Origin of the sequence: Streptomyces sp. CA-288835 (assembly GCF_050936385.1) — a bacterium.
In the GTDB taxonomy this organism is placed as follows: domain Bacteria; phylum Actinomycetota; class Actinomycetes; order Streptomycetales; family Streptomycetaceae; genus Streptomyces.
Window position 1 is genome coordinate 4,993,066 of record NZ_JBNJMW010000001.1, and the last position, 16,294, is coordinate 5,009,359.

Here is a 16,294-nt window from a genome sequence, read left to right on the forward strand (position 1 = left end):
CTCAGCCCTCTCCCAATGCGACGAGACGGGCGGCCAGTTCGGCGGCGGTGGGCGTGTGCAACGTGTCCACGATCCGCCCGTCGGCCATCACCACGGCCTGGTGAGCCTGGGCGGCGGCGGCAGGATCGTGCGTGACCATGACCACCGTCTGGCGCAGCTCGTCGACGAGGTCGCGCAGCAGATGCAGGACCTCATGGGCGCTGCGCAGATCCAGCGCCCCGGTCGGCTCGTCGGCGAACACCACGGCGGGCTTGGCCGCCAACGCCCGTACGATCGCGACCCGTTGCTGCTGCCCGCCGGACAGCTCGGCGGGCCGGTGCGTCAGCCGGTCGCCAAGACCGACGCGTTCGATCAGCGTCCTCAGCCACTCGTGGTCCGGGGCCCGGCCCGCGAGACGCAGCGGCAGCGTGATGTTGTCGGAGACGCTGAGCGAGGGCACCAGGTTGTACGACTGGAACACGAAGCCGATGCGCTCACGGCGCAGTTCGGTCCGGCGGGTCTCGTTCAGGCCCGCGATCTCGTAACCGTCGATACGGACACTGCCGACGGTCGGGGCGTCCAGACCCGCCGCACAGTGCATCAACGTGCTCTTGCCGGACCCCGACGGGCCCATCACGGCGAGAAAGGTGCCGCGTTCGACGGTCAACGACACGTCGTCGAGGGCCCGTACGCCCCCGGGATACGTCTTCCCGACATGCGCGAGCGCGATGGCGGGAGTGTGCTCCGAGGCCGGAGCCGCCGAGGAGGCCTCAACTCCCTTGGTGAGCTTGCTCATCGACGACCCCGCAGGCGCTGAACGACCAGTGCGATCAGGGTGAGCGCGGTGACGGTGCCGAAGGCGAGGTGGGCCGGGGTGCCGAGGGCGGCGTACGTGGCCACCATGTTGCCGATCGCGCTGATCACCAGCAGCACCCAGAGAAGGACACGAGCGATTCCGCTCCCGGTGACGACGGTGAGCGGCTCGCCGGCGGGGTGCGCCTCGATGGCGGGGCGCGGCTGGGAGGCGGGGACCGGCCCGCCGATGGTCTCGGCGTAGTGGTCGACGGCCGGGTTGGCGTGCGTGGTCCCGGACTGGTTGGCGGACGGGCTGGCGGCCGGGTTGGCGTAGGTCCCGGAGGCGGTGGTGAGGCGGTAGGGGTCGGTCATTTTCGGGCTCCTCTTCCTGCTCGCCGCGGAGGTTCGCGGCCGGTTGCGTTGTCGTCACCGACGCTATGAATCGCGACCCCTCGCGGCCGAGCCCGCCTGCCGCCCGGTTCGAGGTACAGCAGGCTGTACTTTCCGCGACTTCCCTCCCCCTTGAGCTGACGTCCAACTGGTCAGCCGCCTATGGTCATTGCCCTAGGAGGAGCCCATGCCGAGCCAGCAGTACGTATCTGACGGCGCCCCAAAGACCCGTATCCGGGACATCGTTGTCCGGTCGGCCGGCGCCGCCCTCATGGCGCTCGAAAAGCTCGCCGGCGGATTCGGTACGGCCGTGCTGGCGCTGGCCGCCTTCCTCCTGGTGACCGTCAGCGCCGTGGCCTCCCTGCTGGGCGTGGGGCTGCTGATGGCGCCCGCCGCCCTGCGCGCCCTGCACGCCGTCGCCGACCGCGAACGCGACCGGCTCACCCGTTGGGGCCCGGAGCTGATCGGCCCGGGAACCGCACCGACCGAGCTGCGCCCGGCCCTCGCCGACCCCGGCACCCGGCGGGAGCTGGGCTGGCTGGCCACGCACGCGACCCTGGGGCTGCTCCTTGGCTTGATCGGTGTGCTGTTGCCGGTGCTCGCGGCCCGCGACATCGCGTTCCCGCTGCTGTATCCGTTCGCTCCCGAGGACGCGTCGAGCACGTCCATCGGTCTGGGCAACGCGCAGACCTGGGGGGACGCCCTGGCCGTGGTCCCCCTGGGCCTGGCCTGGATCGCCATCATGGTGGGGCTCGGGCCGGGCATGGCACGGCTGCAGGCGCTGCCGGGCCGTCGGCTGCTGTCCGCAGGGCCCGACGCGGACCTGTCCCTCCGGGTCGCCGAGCTGACCGCCACCCGGGCCGCCGCCCTCGACGCCCACGCGACCGAACTGCGCCGTATCGAGCGCTCGTTGCACGACGGCACGCAGAACCGGCTCGTCAACGTCACCGTCCTGCTCGGCGCCGCCCGCCGTATGGTGGCCCGCGACCCGGCGGGCGCCGACGAAATCCTGGAGCGCGCCCAGAGCGCCGCCGAGGGCGCGCTGGCCGAACTGCGCTCGGTGTCCCGGAGCATCCTGCCGCCGGTCCTGGACGACCGGGGACTCGAAGGCGCGCTGAACGGTCTTGCCGCGGACTGCCCGGTGCCCTGCCGCGTCGACGTCGACACACCCGCGAGATGCGCGGTCTCCGTCGAGGCGACCGCCTACTTCATCGTGGCCGAAGCCCTCACCAACATCGCCAAACACAGCCACGCCCAGCACGCCACCGTCACCGTCCACAGCCACGACGGCCGACTGAACCTGCACATCAGGGACGACGGCCGGGGCGGCGCGGACGAAACCGGCGGCTCCGGCCTGACCGGCATGCGCCGCCGCATCGCGGCCCACGACGGCACCCTCACCCTCACCAGCCCGCCCGGCGGGCCCACAACCCTAGAGGTGGACCTCCCATGCGGATCGTGATCGCCGAGGACGACCCCCTGCTGCGCGAAGGGCTCGCCCTGCTGCTGCGGGCGGAGTCACTGGACGTGGTGGCCACCGCCGGCACGGCCGACGGCATCCTCGACGCCATCGAGGAACACAAGCCCGACGTCGCCATCCTCGACGTACGGATGCCCCCGACCCACACGGACGAGGGCATCGTCGCGGCCGTCGAGGCCAGACGCCGCCGCCCGGACCTGGCCGTGCTCGTACTGTCCGCATACGTCGAGCAGAGCTTCGCCCACGAACTGCTCACCGGCGGCGTAACCGGCCTCGGCTACCTGCTCAAGGAGCGGGTCGGGCGGGTCGAGGAGTTCCTGGACGCCCTGCAGCGGGTGGCGGACGGAGGCACCGCCATCGACCCCGAGGTCGTCGCCCAGCTCTTCACCCGCAGCCGCCACGACTCCCGCCTGGAACGCCTCAGCCCCCGCGAGCGCGACGTACTGGCCCTGATGGCCGAGGGCCTCGGCAACTCCGCCATCGCCGAACGCCTCGTCGTCACGGACGGCGCCGTCCACAAACACATCCGCAGCATCTTCGCCAAGCTCGACCTGTCCCCCACCGACCAGGTGGACAGACGCGTCGCCGCGGTCCTCCAGTACCTGGAGGACGTACGCCGCCGCGCCTGACCACACGTGTCCGGCTAGGCGGCTTGCCGAAGACCGGTGCGGTACCGCGCCCCTTCAGGGGCGCGGGGAACTGCGCGACCAGCCACGACGGAGCCGCAGCTTCTCACCGCATCTCCAGCGGAGCGCCTAGGCAGGCACCGCAACGGCGTTGAACGTCGTCTCCGGCGTCTGAGGGCTGGTGAACCGCGCGTTGACGAGATACAGCCGGTCCCCCCAACGTGCGGCGGTCGCCGGCACATCGAACCGCGGATCGGTGATCGTCCGCTTCAACGTGGCCGTGGTGACCTTCGCATCGAGGTCCCAGACACTGATCAGGTTCTGCCGGTTCTGCACGACGTACAAGGTGCGGCCTATACGGACCAGCCCGTCACCGTTGGCGACATCGGCCTGCCCCTTCAGCGCGATCTTCTTCGCCTCGCCGGTCTTGATACTCACGAGGTAGAGCTCGCCCGGCGTGCTCTTGACGACGATCAGCCCACGGCCGTCAGGGGTGTCGACGATGCCGTTGGCGTTGTTCACGTCGGGCAACTGCACCCAGTCCCCGCCGAGCGGCAGACTGCGCACCTCGCCACCCCGGCCGCGGGGTACGCCGTACAGCACGGCCTGCCGCGAGTCGGTGAACCAGGCGCGATCGCCGAGCAGAATGACGTCGTTGACGAACGGGGCGGCGCTGTCGGTCAGTTGATACGTGGCCTTGAGCTTGCCGCTGCGCGAGTCGACGATGCGCGCGGTACCGCCGGCGCCTCCGGCGAGGTACAGCAGCCCGTCATGGTCCAGCTTCAGCCCGATGGACGCCGTACCGGTGGCTCCCTCGAACAGAACACCACCCTTGCCGGTCCGCAGATCGGTGCGATAGACGGCACCGTTCGCACGGGACCCCATATAGGCATACGGCTTTCTCCCGATGGTGATGCCCTCGGGCAACCACCCGTCCGGCAACGGAAACTCGCTGGGCCACGCACTCTTGACGACCCCGGCAGCGGCACTGGCCGTACCGGCACCAGCAGCCAGCGTGAGAGCGGCGGCAGCCCCGCCGAGAACAGCACGCCGGGACACCCGGCCTTGGTTCGGGGACATGGTTCCGGACCTCCATAAAAGCGGCGGTGAAACGCTAAGACCTCAGCAACTCATCAAACTGGCACAGCACTTGAGAACGCTCTGCCCGCTCGAACGCCCCGCCCTCGACCAGAGTTCCCCTGTGATTTCGCTGTGGAGTGCCTGTGAGCACTGGCGGCACTACGCTGCTGTGTCGTGCAGGAGACGCGCCTTGACACTGCTCGGATCCGGGCGGCCCGCCGGGTGATCGACCCGATTTTTCTCGATACTCCGCTGTACCGCTGCGAGGCGCTGGAGCCCGACCTCGGGTGCACGGTGAGCATCAAGCTCGAAACGGCCAACCCGGTCCGCAGCTTCAAGGCCCGCGGCACCGAGGTCGTCGCGAGCCTGCTCGCCGACAATGCCTCACGAGCCGTGGTGTGCGCCAGTGCGGGCAACCTCGGCCAGGCCCTCGCCTGGTCCGGTCGCGGCCGGGGGCTCGACGTCACCGTGGTGGCGTCCCGCTTTGCGACTCGGGCAAAGCTTGATCGCATCCGCGCACTGGACGCCAGGTTGGAGCTGGTCGAGGGCGACCACGAGATGGCGCGCGAGCGGGCGGCGGCCATCGCGCGCTACGACGGCATCCGGCTACTCGAAGACAGTCTGGACATCGAGACCTGCGAGGGAGCGGCGACCATCGGCCTGGAACTGGTGGACACCGCGCCGTCGTTCGACGCCGTCCTGATTGCTCTCGGCGGCGGGGCACTGGCCACCGGCGTGGGTCATGTGGTGAAGGCATTGGCACCCGAAGTCGAGGTGATCTGCGTCCAGCCGCTGGGCGCACCGGCCCTGACACACTCGTGGCGCCAACGACGTGTCGTCACCACCGACTCGACCAACACCATCGCTGACGGCGTCGCCGGCCGGCGTCCCATCCCGGCCGTCCTGGACGACCTCCTCCTGGTCGCCGACGACGCCGTACTGGTCCAGGAGACGTCGATCACCGCCGGTATGCGGATGCTCCTCGACCACGGCGGCCTCGTCGTCGAACCGTCGGCCGCGCTCGGCATCGCGGCCATCCTCGAAGACCATGACCGCTTCGCCGGCCGACACGTAGCCACCATCGTGTGCGGCAGCAACGTCGACATGGACGCTTATCACCGTTGGGTCGGCGCGGCTCCCATCCAGAAGTCTTGACGATCGCTCGGGACATGCTCGGCTGGGCGGCGAACCAAGGCACGGCGATTCAGGGTCGGGTGACGCAAGTCACAATTGCCTGTGTCATACGGAAAGTCCTCCCCCGTCGTGTCCCCTGCGCAAGGCACACACGGTCAACGACCAACGGGGAGAAGCACATGAACGTACGTACCGCACTTGCCGGCGCGGCAGCCGGCGCTGCGCTTCTGGCGGGTTCCGTCGCCGCGGCCGGTCCCGCTGCGGCGGCCGACTCGGGGGCGCAGGCCACCTTCACCGTCTGGGCCACGGACGTGAACGTCCGTGACAACCCGAACGACGTTGCCACCTGCGACAACAACCCATCGACCGCCAACTGCCCGCGCGTCGTCGGGAAGTTGCAGCCGAACCAGCCGTTCGAGGCGGTCTGCCAGAACCAGGGGCAGGTCGTCGGCGGCAACGAGTGGTGGGTGCTCGTCGAGCGCGGCGACATGCTCGGCTGGATGGCCAGCTACTACGTCGACCACCCGGACAACAAGCTGCCGAACGTTCCGGAATGCGGAATGTGAGCGAAGAGCGAGCAAGGAAGTAAGGAAGCAAGAACGAAGGGGGATGAGCACCATGAAGACCCGCACTGCACGCACTGCACGTATCAAGGGAACCCTCGGCCGCAAGGTCGCCGTCGCGGCGGGGATCGCCGCCGCCGGGGCGCTGACCCTGACCGGGCCGCAGGCCATCGCCGCGGGCACCCGGCCGGCGTCCATCGAGGCCAAGGAGGTGTACGTCTGGGCGACGAACGTACGCCTCCACGTGGAGCCCTACGTCAACTCGCCCTCGCCGACGAAGGTGTCCCAGGAGACGCTGATCGGCTTCTGCCAGAAGCAGGGCGACACGGTCACCGAACCGGGCCAGGGGACCAGCAGTTGGTGGACGCTCGTCGAGAAGCCGGGCGGCAGTGACAGCCTGTTCATCAGCAACGTCTACCTGGTCGGCGGCGAGAAGATCGAGGGCATCCCCGACTGCTGACCGCCTGACAGGCACGTATAGACGAGACATAGACCGAGAAGACGAGAAGCGGGATCCGGCCACGGGTCCCGCTTCTGTCACGCGACGCCGGGGCACGGGCCCTGGCCCCCGCCGCCCCAAATCTTCGCCAAGCACGCCACCCCGAGCCCGCCTTAACTTGCTTAACTAAATCAACGTACTTACATTTTATCCAACCGCGCACACCGACCGCACCGCGCCCACCCGGAGGCCCGACCATGTCCCACGCCCAACCCCGCACCGCCGCCCCCGGCGCGGCAGCGCCCCCGCGGCCGAACGTCGTCGTGGCGGTGCTGGCCTTCGGCGGGATCGTGGTCTCGCTGATGCAGACCCTGGTCATTCCGATCGTTCCGGAGCTGCCCAGCCTCCTGAACGCCCCGGCGTCCGACACCGCCTGGGCCGTGACCGCCACCCTGCTCGCCGCCGCCGTCGCGACCCCGATGATGGGGCGGCTCGGCGACATGTACGGCAAGCGCCGGATGCTGCTGGTCAGCATGGTCATGCTGGTGGCGGGTTCGGTCACGGCCGCCCTCAGCGAGTCACTGGCCCCGATGATCGTCGGGCGCGCGTTGCAGGGCCTGTCGGCCGGTGTCATCCCGCTCGGCATCAGCATCATGCGCGACGAACTCCCCGCCGAACGGCTCGGCTCCGCCACCGCGCTGATGAGCGCATCGCTCGGCGTCGGCGGCGCCCTCGGCCTGCCCGCCGCCGCGCTCATCGCCGACAACTTCGACTGGCACGTACTGTTCTGGGCCTCGGCCGGCATGGGTGTCGTCGCCCTGTTGCTCGTACTGGCCCTCGTACCGGAGTCCAAGGTGCGCACCGGAGGACGGTTCGACCTGATCGGTGCGGTCGGGATGGCGGCGGGGCTGGTGTGCCTGTTGCTGGCGATCTCCAAGGGCGGGGACTGGGGCTGGAGCAGCGGCACCATCCTCGGCCTGTTCGGTGCGGCCGTCGTGATCCTGCTGGTGTGGGGCGTCTTCGAGCTGCGTACCAAGCAGCCGCTGGTCGATCTGCGGACCACCGCGCGTCGTCAGGTGCTGTTCACCAACCTGGCCTCGATAGCCGTCGGCTTCGCGATGTTCGCGATGTCCCTCGTCATTCCGCAGCTCCTGCAGTTGCCTGAGGCGACCGGATACGGTCTGGGTCAGTCGCTGCTCGCCGCCGGTCTGGTCATGGCGCCGTCGGGACTCGTGATGATGGCCCTGGCCCCGGTCTCCGCGGCCGTCTCCAAGGCCAAGGGCCCCAAGGTGACGCTGATGATCGGCTCCCTGATCGTGGCCGGCGGCTACGGGCTGAACATCGTGCTCATGGACGAGGTCTGGCACTTCATCCTGGTGTCCTGCGTCATCGGCGCCGGTATCGGCTTCACGTACGGTTCGATGCCCGCGCTGATCATGAACGCCGTGCCGATGTCCGAGACGGGCGCCGCGAACAGCCTCAACACCCTGATGCGGTCCATCGGTACGTCGGTCGCCAGCGCGGTCGCCGGCGTCATCCTCGCGCAGATGACCACCACCTTCGGCTCCACCGCCCTTCCCTCCGAGGACGGCTTCAAAGCGGTCCTGGCGATCGGCGTCGGCGCGGCCCTTCTCGCGTTCCTGCTCGCCTCATTCCTTCCGCGGCGGCAGCCGGTCGCGGCCGAGACATCCGAGATGCCGGCCGGGGAGGGGGACGGGGACACGGGCGACGCCGCCCTCGCGGCCATCCCCGCCGACGCTGACGCCGACTCAGGCGCGCCGGTCACCCTTCCGCGGCCCCGCCAGTCCCTGGACGCGGCGGCATTGGACGGCGCCGACACGAGCGGCGTCCCCGTCCGCGGGCACGTCCGTGGCGCGGAGAGCGCGCCCGTGTCCGGCGCCGCGGTGACGCTGATCTCCCTCGAGGGGCGGCAGCTCGGCCGGGCGGTCGCTCAGGGCGACGGCTCGTACGGTGTGCGGGCGCCGGGCGCCGGTTCGTACGTACTGATCGCCGCCGCCGACGGCTATCAGCCGCAGGCCTCGACCGTCGTCGTGGGCGAGGCGCCGGTGACGTACGACGTGCTGCTGAGCGGTACCAGCGGGCTGGCCGGCGTGGTGCGGTCGGCGGACAGCGGGGTGCGGGTCGCCGGGGCCGTGGTCATCGTGACGGATGTGCGAGGCGAGGTGCTGGCCAGTGAGGAGACGGATGCCATGGGCGAGTTCACCGTCTCGGACCTGGTGCCGGGCACGGTGACGCTCGCGGTCAACTCGGCCAAGCACCGGCCGCTGGCGCTGCCCGTCGAGATCGGCGGTGCGGGGGCCACCCGGGTCGAGGTCGAGCTCCACCCCGGGGCGCAGGTACGGGGCACGGTGCGCGGCGCGGGTGCTCCGCTGAGCGACGCGCGGGTCACGCTGATGGACGCCGCGGGCAACGTGGTCGCCACGACGACGACCGGCGCCGACGGGGCGTACGCCTTCTCCGACCTGGACAGCGGCGACTACACGGTCATGGCGACCGGCTACCCGCCGAAGGCCACCGCGGTGACCGTCTCCGGCGGCGGCGTGGACGGCCATGACATCGAACTCGCCCATGTCGGCGAGTAGTTCGGCTCAGCGAGCACTCGAGATCGGCAGAGAAGAGACACGCGATGGCACTCAGCGCACGGATACGCACCCGGGACGGCTGGGCCGTGCCGCACGCGGTGGTCACGGTGACCGACATGACCGGCACGCAGATCCTGCGCGCCGAGGCGGACGCCGAGGGCGCCGTCAGGGACGGCGCGCATCTCGAGCCGGGGTCGTACACGGCGATCGTCACCGCGATCGGGTACGCGCCCGCCGCCTCGACCGCGCTCGTCACGGCGAGCGGTCGTGCGGAGCTCGGCCAGGTCGTCCTCGGCCGGCAGGCGGGCGTCGAGCTGCCGCCTCCGGGCCCGTGGACGATCGACCCGGCCCACTCCTCGGTGGAGGCGGTGGCCCAGCATCTGGGCCTGTCCAGCGTGCACGGCCGTTTCACCGACTTCGGCGGGCGTATCGAGATAGCGGAGGACGCCGGCAAGTCCCGGGTCGAGGCGTCCATCCGCGCCGCCTCGATCGACACCGGCAACGGCACGCGCGACGACCACCTCAGGTCACCGGACTTCCTGGACGCCGAACGCTGCCCGGACATCACGTACCACTCGACCGCCCTGACCCCCACAGGCCCGGACCGCTGGACCGTCCACGGCGACCTCACCCTCCACGGCGTCGTACGCCCCGTAGACCTCGACCTCGCCTACCTGGGCACGGGCCCCGACGCCTGGGGCGGGGTACGAGCGGCGTTCCGCGCCACGACGGAACTGCGCCGCGAGGACTTCGAAATGAACTACAACCAGGTCGTACGGGCCGGCATCGCGGCGGTCGGCGCGACGCTGAAGGTGTCACTGGACGTGCAGGCGGTGCAGGGGGAGAGGCTGCCGCAAATGTGACGGCGACGGCCGCCGACGCCAGGAGCAGGAGTAGCTCACCGTGCGGCCGGGGCCGTGGTCGCGGCGATGCGGAGGGCCTCTACCAGTTCGCGGTACAGGGTGTCTGTTGTCAGGAGGTCGTCGTGGGTGCCGCGGGTGCGGATGCGGCCCGCCTCCATCACCACGATGGTGTCCGCGTCGATCACGGTCGACAGGCGGTGGGCGATCGTGACCACGGCGCCGGTGGCGGCGCGGGAGCGGATGCAGTCGTGGACGGCGGCTTCGGTCAGGCCGTCGAGTTGGGCGGTTGCCTCGTCCAGGAGGAGGACGTCGGGGGTGCGGAGCAGGGCTCGGGCCAGGGCTATGCGCTGGCGTTCGCCGCCCGAGACCGATGTGGACGACAGGGGGGTGTCGAGGCCCTCGTCGAGGGTGTCGATCTTCTCGGCCAGGCGGACGTCGTGCAGGACCCGGCGCAGTTCGTCGTCCGTCGCGTCGGGGCGGGAGAGCAGCAGGTTGTCGCGAATCGTGCCGGGGACGATCGGGGTGTCCTGCTCCACGTACGCCAGTCGTGCCCGGATGTCGTCGTGGGTGTGGTCGCGGTACGGGCGGCCGTCCAGGAGGAGTTCGCCGCCCGTCGGTTCCAGGAAGCGCAGGATGAGGGAGAAGAGGGTCGTTTTGCCCGCGCCCGAGGGGCCGACGATCGCGGTGTGCCCGTGCCGGGGGACGGCCAGGTCGACGCCCCGTACGGCGGGCTCGGCGTCGGGGCCGTAGGCGGCGGTGACCTGCCTCAGTTCCAGTACGGGGGTGTCGTCACCATCCTCAAGCCTCTGACCGGAGGACCGCACATCCCCGGTCCGCAAGCTCTCGGTCCGCAGGCTCTCGGTCTGCAGGTCGTCCGTCTCGCGGATGCGTTCCGCGGCGGCGATGCCGGACTGGAGTGCGGTGAGGTTCTGGCTGAGTTCGGTGATGGGTTCCATGAGGCCGAACGCGTACAGCAGGAAGGCGATCAGGCTGGACACCTCCAGCTGCCCCTCGCCGACCCGCCAGGCGCCCACGGCCAGGATCGCGATGATCGCCAGCTGGATGCCGGACCACGAGATCGTCCAGGCCAGCGCCTCGCGGCGGACCGCGCGTACGCCGTACTCGGCCGACGAGCGCGCGTCGGCCACGATCCGCTCGGCCGTACGTTCCTCTGCGCGGCTCACCTTCACCGTACGGATGGCCCGCAGCGTGCCCTCGAGTGCGCCGCCGAGCCGCCCGATGTGCTCCTGGGCCCGCTGCTGTGCCGTGGCGATCCCCGGCATGAGGACCGCGAACAGTACGGCGATCACGGCGACCGCCGCCACGGTGGTGCCGAGCAGTACGAGGTCGAGAACGCCCATCAGGACCAAGGTCCCCACCAGCATGATCGTGCCGTTGATCAGGCCGATCGGCACATTGGTGGCGGCCTCGCGCAGGAGCACCGTGTCGGAGGTGACGCGGGTGACCAGTTCGCCGGTCGGGCGCCGGGTGACGGCGGGCACCGTCGCCCGCAGGAAACGCCGCACCATCGACTCGCGGGCCTCCAGCACCACGCGCTCCCCCAGCGCGCCGAGCATGGACCACTGCCAGTACCCGACGCCGCCGCCGACCACGAGCAGCACCAGCAGGGCGACGACGGGGCCGGTCAGCGAGGCCGACTCGTCCAGCGCGTCGAGCACCCACTTGGTGACCATCGGCGTGGCAAGGCCCATCGCCGACCCGACCAGGGCCAGTAAAAGTCCTCGTACGAGGGCGGCTCGGTGGGGTCGGGCGAACGACCACAGCACACGCAGGCGTGGCGCGACCGCGTCCCGCTGAGTGGAGTGCGGAGTGGATTGCTCCGTGGCCTGCTCAGTGGATTGCTCGGTGGTTTTGGGAACAGTCATGACACCGAGTGGAACACCTCTGTTCCACTAAGGGCAAGCGAGTTTCACTCCGGAATGGGGCGCTACCGTATGGGCATGAGTGACGACCGCACCGCGGTGACCGAGAGCGGGACGCGCGCGCGAACCCGGCGCGCCATCCTCGACGCCGCCGTCTCGCTCCTGTCCACCGACCAGTCCGCGTCGCTCGCCGACGTCGCGGCCGCCGCCGGTGTGGGGCGTACCACCGTTCACCGCTACTTCCCCGAGCGGTCCGCCCTGCTGGCGGCCATCGGCACGGACGTCCTCGACAGTGTCGCGGTGGCCACCGAGCGGGCCCGGCTCGAGGACGGCCCGGCCCTCAAGGCCCTGGAACGGCTCTGCCAGGAACTCTTCGAGCTCGGCGACCGCCTCATGCTGCTGTTTGACATGCCCCAGTTCAGGAACTGGTCCGGCTGGGAGGAGGAGACCCCCGCCGACAAGGCACTCCTGCGCCTGATCCGCCGCGGCCAGGAGGAGGGCACGCTCGACCCCGAACCCGACGCCTACTGGATCCAGAACGTCCTGTGGGCCCTGCTCTACACGGCCTGGGAACAGGCCCGCGACTACGAAACCCCCAGGCATACGGCCCTGACCCTGTGCCTGCACACACTCCGCAAGGCCGTAGGCCCGTAAGGACCAGGGCCAGGACCGTACGACCTCGGAATGCCTACGAGATCGTCAGGCCACCGCGCGCTCCCTGTCCTCCCCCGGCTCCAGGATGCGGCGCAGGCCGTCCTGGTTGACGGAGTACCAGACGTGCCGCGGCGATCGCGGTCCAGCAGGCCCGCCTCCGTCATGACCGTGACCCGGGCCGCGTCCACGACTGGCAGCGGGGCACCGAGGGGCGAACCGCGTGGGCGGGAGACGGACGTAGCGGGATCCTGACATGAGAGCGGACCGGCACCCATACCCTGACAATGTCGAGCTGTTCAGAGAGGGGCCAGGCCATGTCGTCCGAAGATGCTTCCCCCGACCCGTATGCCGATCCACTGGTCTTCGGCCAGCGCCTACAGATCCTGCGTACCCGCAGGGGTATGACACGCGACCAGTTGGGCGGACTGCTCGGCAAATCCGGATCGTGGGTCAAGGGCATCGAGACCGGACGCCTGAAGACGCCCAGGCTGGAGACGATCCTGCGCGTGGCCGAACTGCTGCGCGTCCGCAACCTGTCAGATCTCACCGGTGACCAGTCCGTACACGTCGACTTGTTCACCGGCCCCGGTCACCCCCGACTTTCCGCGGTCAAAGCCGCGGTCGATGCCTTCCCGCTCACGACTCAGCAGGAAGCGCCCCCGGCCGCGCACCTTCAGGCGCGGCTCGCCCGCGCCTGGAAGGCCCGGCACGAGGCCCCCAACCACCGTGAGGTGATCGGCGCGTTGCTGCCGGATCTGATCCGGGATGCCCAACTCGCCGTGCGGCAGGCCGAGACTGCCCCGGATCGCAGGGCGGCTCAGGCCGTGCTCGCCGAGGTCTACTCGCTGTGTCAGTTCTTCGTGGCCTACCAGCCGGACGCTGCCCTGTTGTGGCGCGTTGCCGATCGGGGCCTCGTCGCCGCCCAGGAGTCTGAGGACCCACACGCCATCGGGGTTGCCGCGTGGCTGGCCGCGCAGGCACATCGCGACTCGGGGCCGGCGCATTTCGACGCTGCCGACGCTGTCAATCTGGAGACGCTGGCGTACCTCGAACCGCTCCTGCCCGATGCTTCGGACGATGTGCTCGCCATCATGGGCGCCCTCGTCTTCGAGGCCGGATACACCGCGGCCCGGCGGGCCGAGACCGGCACGGCATGGCGGTATTGGGACCGGGCGCGCGCCATGGCAGAGCGACTTCCAGAGGACTACTACCACCCCGTGACGTCGTTCTCCCGCGCCATCATGGGCGCGCACGCGGTCACCGTCGCCGTGGAACTACGCCAGGGCGGCGAGTCCGTACGGCAGGCCGCCGCCGCAGACGCGGACACGATCAAGTCGAGGCCGCGACGAGCCCGGCACCGCATCGAGGAAGCCCGCGGCTACCAGCTCGACGGGCAACCTGACGTCGCACTCGCCACGCTGGAGAAGGCGCACCAGGCAGCACCGGAGACGATCAAGTACAACGGATACGCGAAGCGCATCGTTCTTGAGGAAGCCGAGTCCAAAGATCAGGCCCGCCGCCACCGCGCGTCCCAACTCGCGGTGAAAATCAGACTGTTGGCCGCATGAGGTAGGGGCACAATCTGTGCCCCTACCCCTCTCTCGCCGCTCCTACGGTCGAAGACCACGAAGACCCCGGCGACCGCTCACGACGGTCCCGGGGCACGGTCGACGCTGCGAAGGAGCGCCAACATGCGATTCGTATCACACGCCATCGAACGGGTGAGAGCCCTACTGTTCGGGCCCCGTACGCCCGGCAGGCACAGCCGCATCGCGCGGTCTGCAGCGCCTCCAGCGGCACTTACTCGACTCACACCGAACGTGCTGGGTGCGAGGCTCGCAGTCGTTCACGGGCACCGCGCGGAACAGCCCGCCCCACCCGTGGAGGCGTCCCAGGCACAGCCGCTCGCCGAGTGGTTTCCGCCCGCCCTGTGGGAGCACACGGGCGCCATGGTCCGCCCTTACGTGGCCAACCTGGGCATCACACCGAGGACCGGCCGTGCAGGTGTCCAGGTAGACCCTTGGGCGGTCGCCCGATGAGCGGCGAACGGGTTGGTGCAGCCGTGCAGCGCGCCGAACTTCCCATGCTGCGCACCTACCGCCTGTGGGTCGAGCACACGATGAAGTGCGACGGCTGCAAGGGCGTCCCCAAAGCACAGGACGGTTGCGAGACCGGACAGGAACTGTGGGGCGCCTACCGCCTTGCACGGATCGGGCGGACCGGGGAACGACCCCCTCGGTCATCGCGCGAGGCGACCGGAGAGGACGCGTGATCATGGCTATGACGATCGCTGTCTACCGGATCAACCGCGCCACAGGCGCCCGGATCTGCGTACGACCGGCACGCACGGTCAAGCCCACGGCAGTACCGGAACTGTCGGGAAAGTACCCGCGGTGCCAGTGCCCGCTCTGCATCACAGCACGCCGAGAGGGCCGGGGGACCTCATGACGCGCTCGATCATCAAAGCGGCTCAATGGACCCTTGGACCGGAATCCGGCGAGGGCGGTCCGCAGGGCATCTACTCCGCGGAGTGCCTGACGTGCGGGGCGCAGGCACAGCCAACCGACGATGAGCGCCTGCCAGTTGAGGTCTGGGCGTTGAAGCACACAGGCCTGAATCCCACCCATCGGCAGTACAAGGCCATGGCGGAGACGTTCTGGCGCGTGACTCCGACAGGAGACAACCCCTACCGCGAGTGCGACACCCAGGGCGCCTGAGCGCCCGCAGCACCAACCGGACGGCTGCCGCTTCCTGGGCGCTGCGAGGCGCAAGGGCAGCACGCATGACCCGTGCCGGTCTCCCCCTCCGACATGGGCAGCGCCCCCAACTGCGCGAACAAGACGTGCAGTTGGGGCGCCCTGCTGTGCGCGACCAGACGCGCGACCGGTCACGGTCCGGCCGCCGACGGCAGTGCGTCTCAACTCTCAGTAGCCGTACCGACTCTTCAGATGGCGCCAGAAGTCGCGGAACATCCACTTGTCGAACTCCGTGATCTGGCCGGCGCTGCCCGCCTTCATCAGGAAGCAGCACTGGCCGGTCGGAGTCCAGTCGTAGAAGTCGTCGAGGCCGAAGGTGTGGCCGACCTCGTGCAGGTAGACGTGGATGTTCTCCTGGTCCAGGGCGCCGGTGAAGTACTCCTGGCCGACCCGCTGACCCCAGTCACCGCCGGCCCCGCCCTGGAAGCCCTTGGTCAGCCACAGTGACTGGTCGTAGTGGCGGGCGGGGCCGCCGGGGCACTGCGAGTAGTCGCCGTCCTGGTGGAAGAAGCGGCCGCAGTCGGGCGCGCACTGCGGGGCTCCGCCCTCGTCCAGGATTCCGGTGTAGATGTCGACGGAGTTGTCGCTCCACTGGAGGGTGGAGCGGTCCTTGACGGCCCAGCCGACGATGTTGACGGGAACCTCGGTGTACGGCCAGGCATTGTGACCCGTACCGCCGTCGACCATGGCGGCCATCCACTTGCCGAACTGCTTCTTCAGCGCGCCGTGGATCCGGTCGCGCAGCGCGGCGCTGACGGGGGCGTCGGACTCCCAGCGGACGCAGTAGTTGACGCTCCCCTTGTTGGCCATGATCTGGTCCCACCCGTAATTGCGGAAGCCGTACAGGTCGGGATAGGTCGACTCGACGTGCTTCCACACCTCATCCAGCGGCTGGACCAGTTCCGCGGGCGGATCCCACTCCTCGGCGGCCTCGGTACGCGGAGCGAACGCACCGGCCGCGGCGATGAGCACGGCTAACACGGTGATCAGACGCGCAAGGTACTTGCCCATGGCGATTCCTCCCGGTGGGGGACGGAGGTTCACACACA

At 69.8% G+C, this 16,294-nt stretch carries 16 protein-coding genes; 11 read left to right on the forward strand and 5 right to left on the reverse strand.

Annotated elements, in window-relative coordinates; all coding sequences use genetic code 11:
* Position 1: 1 nt before the first annotated feature.
* Together ACQEVY_RS22435 and ACQEVY_RS22440 are read right to left on the reverse strand one after the other, a co-directional pair.
* Positions 2-775, reverse strand: a complete 774-nt coding sequence (locus tag ACQEVY_RS22435; RefSeq protein ID WP_432951206.1) for an ABC transporter ATP-binding protein — start codon at positions 773-775, stop codon at positions 2-4.
* A complete protein-coding gene (locus ACQEVY_RS22440) occupies positions 772-1,146 on the reverse strand; it encodes a hypothetical protein (RefSeq protein ID WP_432951208.1) in 375 nt (124 codons plus the stop codon). The genes ACQEVY_RS22435 and ACQEVY_RS22440 overlap by 4 nt, the downstream gene beginning before the upstream one ends.
* Positions 1,147-1,351: 205 nt before the next feature.
* Here ACQEVY_RS22440 and ACQEVY_RS22445 point away from each other — a divergent pair, with 205 nt between their 5' ends.
* Positions 1,352-2,626, forward strand: coding sequence for a sensor histidine kinase (locus tag ACQEVY_RS22445; RefSeq protein ID WP_432951210.1), 1,275 nt, complete (start codon positions 1,352-1,354; stop codon positions 2,624-2,626).
* Complete coding sequence (locus tag ACQEVY_RS22450) at positions 2,614-3,273, forward strand: response regulator (protein WP_432951212.1); 660 nt, start codon at positions 2,614-2,616, stop codon at positions 3,271-3,273. The genes ACQEVY_RS22445 and ACQEVY_RS22450 overlap by 13 nt, the downstream gene beginning before the upstream one ends.
* A gap of 126 nt (positions 3,274-3,399) precedes the next feature.
* Here ACQEVY_RS22450 and ACQEVY_RS22455 read toward each other — a convergent pair whose 3' ends face one another.
* A complete protein-coding gene (locus ACQEVY_RS22455; RefSeq protein ID WP_432951213.1) occupies positions 3,400-4,350 on the reverse strand; it encodes an SMP-30/gluconolactonase/LRE family protein in 951 nt (316 codons plus the stop codon).
* A gap of 174 nt (positions 4,351-4,524) precedes the next feature.
* On the opposite strand from ACQEVY_RS22455, the gene ACQEVY_RS22460 reads away from it, so the two are divergent.
* From ACQEVY_RS22460 to ACQEVY_RS22480, 5 genes are all read left to right on the forward strand, one after another.
* Positions 4,525-5,505: a threonine ammonia-lyase gene (locus ACQEVY_RS22460; protein WP_432951214.1), complete on the forward strand. Its 981-nt coding sequence runs from the start codon at positions 4,525-4,527 to the stop codon at positions 5,503-5,505.
* Between the two features lie 158 nt (positions 5,506-5,663).
* Positions 5,664-6,050 (forward strand): hypothetical protein, encoded by a 387-nt coding sequence (locus ACQEVY_RS22465; protein WP_432951215.1) that lies wholly within the window; start codon positions 5,664-5,666, stop codon positions 6,048-6,050.
* 52 nt (positions 6,051-6,102) lie between these two features.
* Positions 6,103-6,507 carry a peptidase M23 gene (locus tag ACQEVY_RS22470; RefSeq protein WP_432951216.1) on the forward strand — a complete coding sequence of 135 codons (405 nt, stop codon included), beginning with the start codon at positions 6,103-6,105 and terminating at the stop codon, positions 6,505-6,507.
* Between the two features lie 236 nt (positions 6,508-6,743).
* Entirely contained in the window at positions 6,744-9,089 is a 2,346-nt protein-coding gene (locus ACQEVY_RS22475; protein ID WP_432951217.1) for an MFS transporter, read from the forward strand.
* A 44-nt stretch (positions 9,090-9,133) separates the two neighbouring features.
* Positions 9,134-9,952 (forward strand): YceI family protein, encoded by an 819-nt coding sequence (locus ACQEVY_RS22480; protein WP_432951218.1) that lies wholly within the window; start codon positions 9,134-9,136, stop codon positions 9,950-9,952.
* A 35-nt stretch (positions 9,953-9,987) separates the two neighbouring features.
* Here ACQEVY_RS22480 and ACQEVY_RS22485 read toward each other — a convergent pair whose 3' ends face one another.
* On the reverse strand, positions 9,988-11,745 hold the full coding sequence (locus tag ACQEVY_RS22485; RefSeq protein ID WP_432955348.1) for an ABC transporter ATP-binding protein: 1,758 nt from the start codon (positions 11,743-11,745) through the stop codon (positions 9,988-9,990).
* A 168-nt stretch (positions 11,746-11,913) separates the two neighbouring features.
* Between ACQEVY_RS22485 and ACQEVY_RS22490 the strand changes: the two genes are divergently transcribed.
* The 4 genes from ACQEVY_RS22490 to ACQEVY_RS22505 all read left to right on the forward strand — a co-directional run bounded on the left by ACQEVY_RS22490 (position 11,914) and on the right by ACQEVY_RS22505 (position 15,206).
* A complete protein-coding gene (locus ACQEVY_RS22490) occupies positions 11,914-12,489 on the forward strand; it encodes a TetR/AcrR family transcriptional regulator (protein ID WP_432951219.1) in 576 nt (191 codons plus the stop codon).
* 314 nt (positions 12,490-12,803) lie between these two features.
* Entirely contained in the window at positions 12,804-14,057 is a 1,254-nt protein-coding gene (locus ACQEVY_RS22495) for a helix-turn-helix domain-containing protein (RefSeq protein ID WP_432951220.1), read from the forward strand.
* Between the two features lie 467 nt (positions 14,058-14,524).
* A complete protein-coding gene (locus tag ACQEVY_RS22500; protein WP_432951221.1) occupies positions 14,525-14,761 on the forward strand; it encodes a hypothetical protein in 237 nt (78 codons plus the stop codon).
* Between the two features lie 172 nt (positions 14,762-14,933).
* Positions 14,934-15,206 (forward strand): hypothetical protein, encoded by a 273-nt coding sequence (locus tag ACQEVY_RS22505; RefSeq protein WP_432951222.1) that lies wholly within the window; start codon positions 14,934-14,936, stop codon positions 15,204-15,206.
* Positions 15,207-15,413: 207 nt separating this feature from the next.
* Here the strand turns inward: ACQEVY_RS22505 and ACQEVY_RS22510 are convergent, their stop codons facing one another.
* Positions 15,414-16,256 carry a hypothetical protein gene (locus tag ACQEVY_RS22510; protein ID WP_432951223.1) on the reverse strand — a complete coding sequence of 281 codons (843 nt, stop codon included), beginning with the start codon at positions 16,254-16,256 and terminating at the stop codon, positions 15,414-15,416.
* Between the last annotated feature and the right edge of the window lie 38 nt (positions 16,257-16,294).

What these genes read in the sequence shown, in the direction of transcription:
- ACQEVY_RS22445 (WP_432951210.1), top strand. Translation starts at nt 1,352, where the DNA reads ATGCCGAGCCAGCAGTACGTATCTGACGGCGCCCCAAAGACCCGTATC.
- ACQEVY_RS22510 (WP_432951223.1), bottom strand. Translation starts at nt 16,256, where the DNA reads ATGGGCAAGTACCTTGCGCGTCTGATCACCGTGTTAGCCGTGCTCATC.
- ACQEVY_RS22500 (WP_432951221.1), top strand. Translation starts at nt 14,525, where the DNA reads ATGAGCGGCGAACGGGTTGGTGCAGCCGTGCAGCGCGCCGAACTTCCC.
- ACQEVY_RS22490 (WP_432951219.1), top strand. Translation starts at nt 11,914, where the DNA reads ATGAGTGACGACCGCACCGCGGTGACCGAGAGCGGGACGCGCGCGCGA.
- ACQEVY_RS22455 (WP_432951213.1), bottom strand. Translation starts at nt 4,350, where the DNA reads ATGTCCCCGAACCAAGGCCGGGTGTCCCGGCGTGCTGTTCTCGGCGGG.
- ACQEVY_RS22470 (WP_432951216.1), top strand. Translation starts at nt 6,103, where the DNA reads ATGAAGACCCGCACTGCACGCACTGCACGTATCAAGGGAACCCTCGGC.
- ACQEVY_RS22495 (WP_432951220.1), top strand. Translation starts at nt 12,804, where the DNA reads ATGTCGTCCGAAGATGCTTCCCCCGACCCGTATGCCGATCCACTGGTC.
- ACQEVY_RS22450 (WP_432951212.1), top strand. Translation starts at nt 2,614, where the DNA reads ATGCGGATCGTGATCGCCGAGGACGACCCCCTGCTGCGCGAAGGGCTC.
- ACQEVY_RS22475 (WP_432951217.1), top strand. Translation starts at nt 6,744, where the DNA reads ATGTCCCACGCCCAACCCCGCACCGCCGCCCCCGGCGCGGCAGCGCCC.
- ACQEVY_RS22465 (WP_432951215.1), top strand. Translation starts at nt 5,664, where the DNA reads ATGAACGTACGTACCGCACTTGCCGGCGCGGCAGCCGGCGCTGCGCTT.
- ACQEVY_RS22505 (WP_432951222.1), top strand. Translation starts at nt 14,934, where the DNA reads ATGACGCGCTCGATCATCAAAGCGGCTCAATGGACCCTTGGACCGGAA.
- ACQEVY_RS22435 (WP_432951206.1), bottom strand. Translation starts at nt 775, where the DNA reads ATGAGCAAGCTCACCAAGGGAGTTGAGGCCTCCTCGGCGGCTCCGGCC.
- ACQEVY_RS22480 (WP_432951218.1), top strand. Translation starts at nt 9,134, where the DNA reads ATGGCACTCAGCGCACGGATACGCACCCGGGACGGCTGGGCCGTGCCG.
- ACQEVY_RS22440 (WP_432951208.1), bottom strand. Translation starts at nt 1,146, where the DNA reads ATGACCGACCCCTACCGCCTCACCACCGCCTCCGGGACCTACGCCAAC.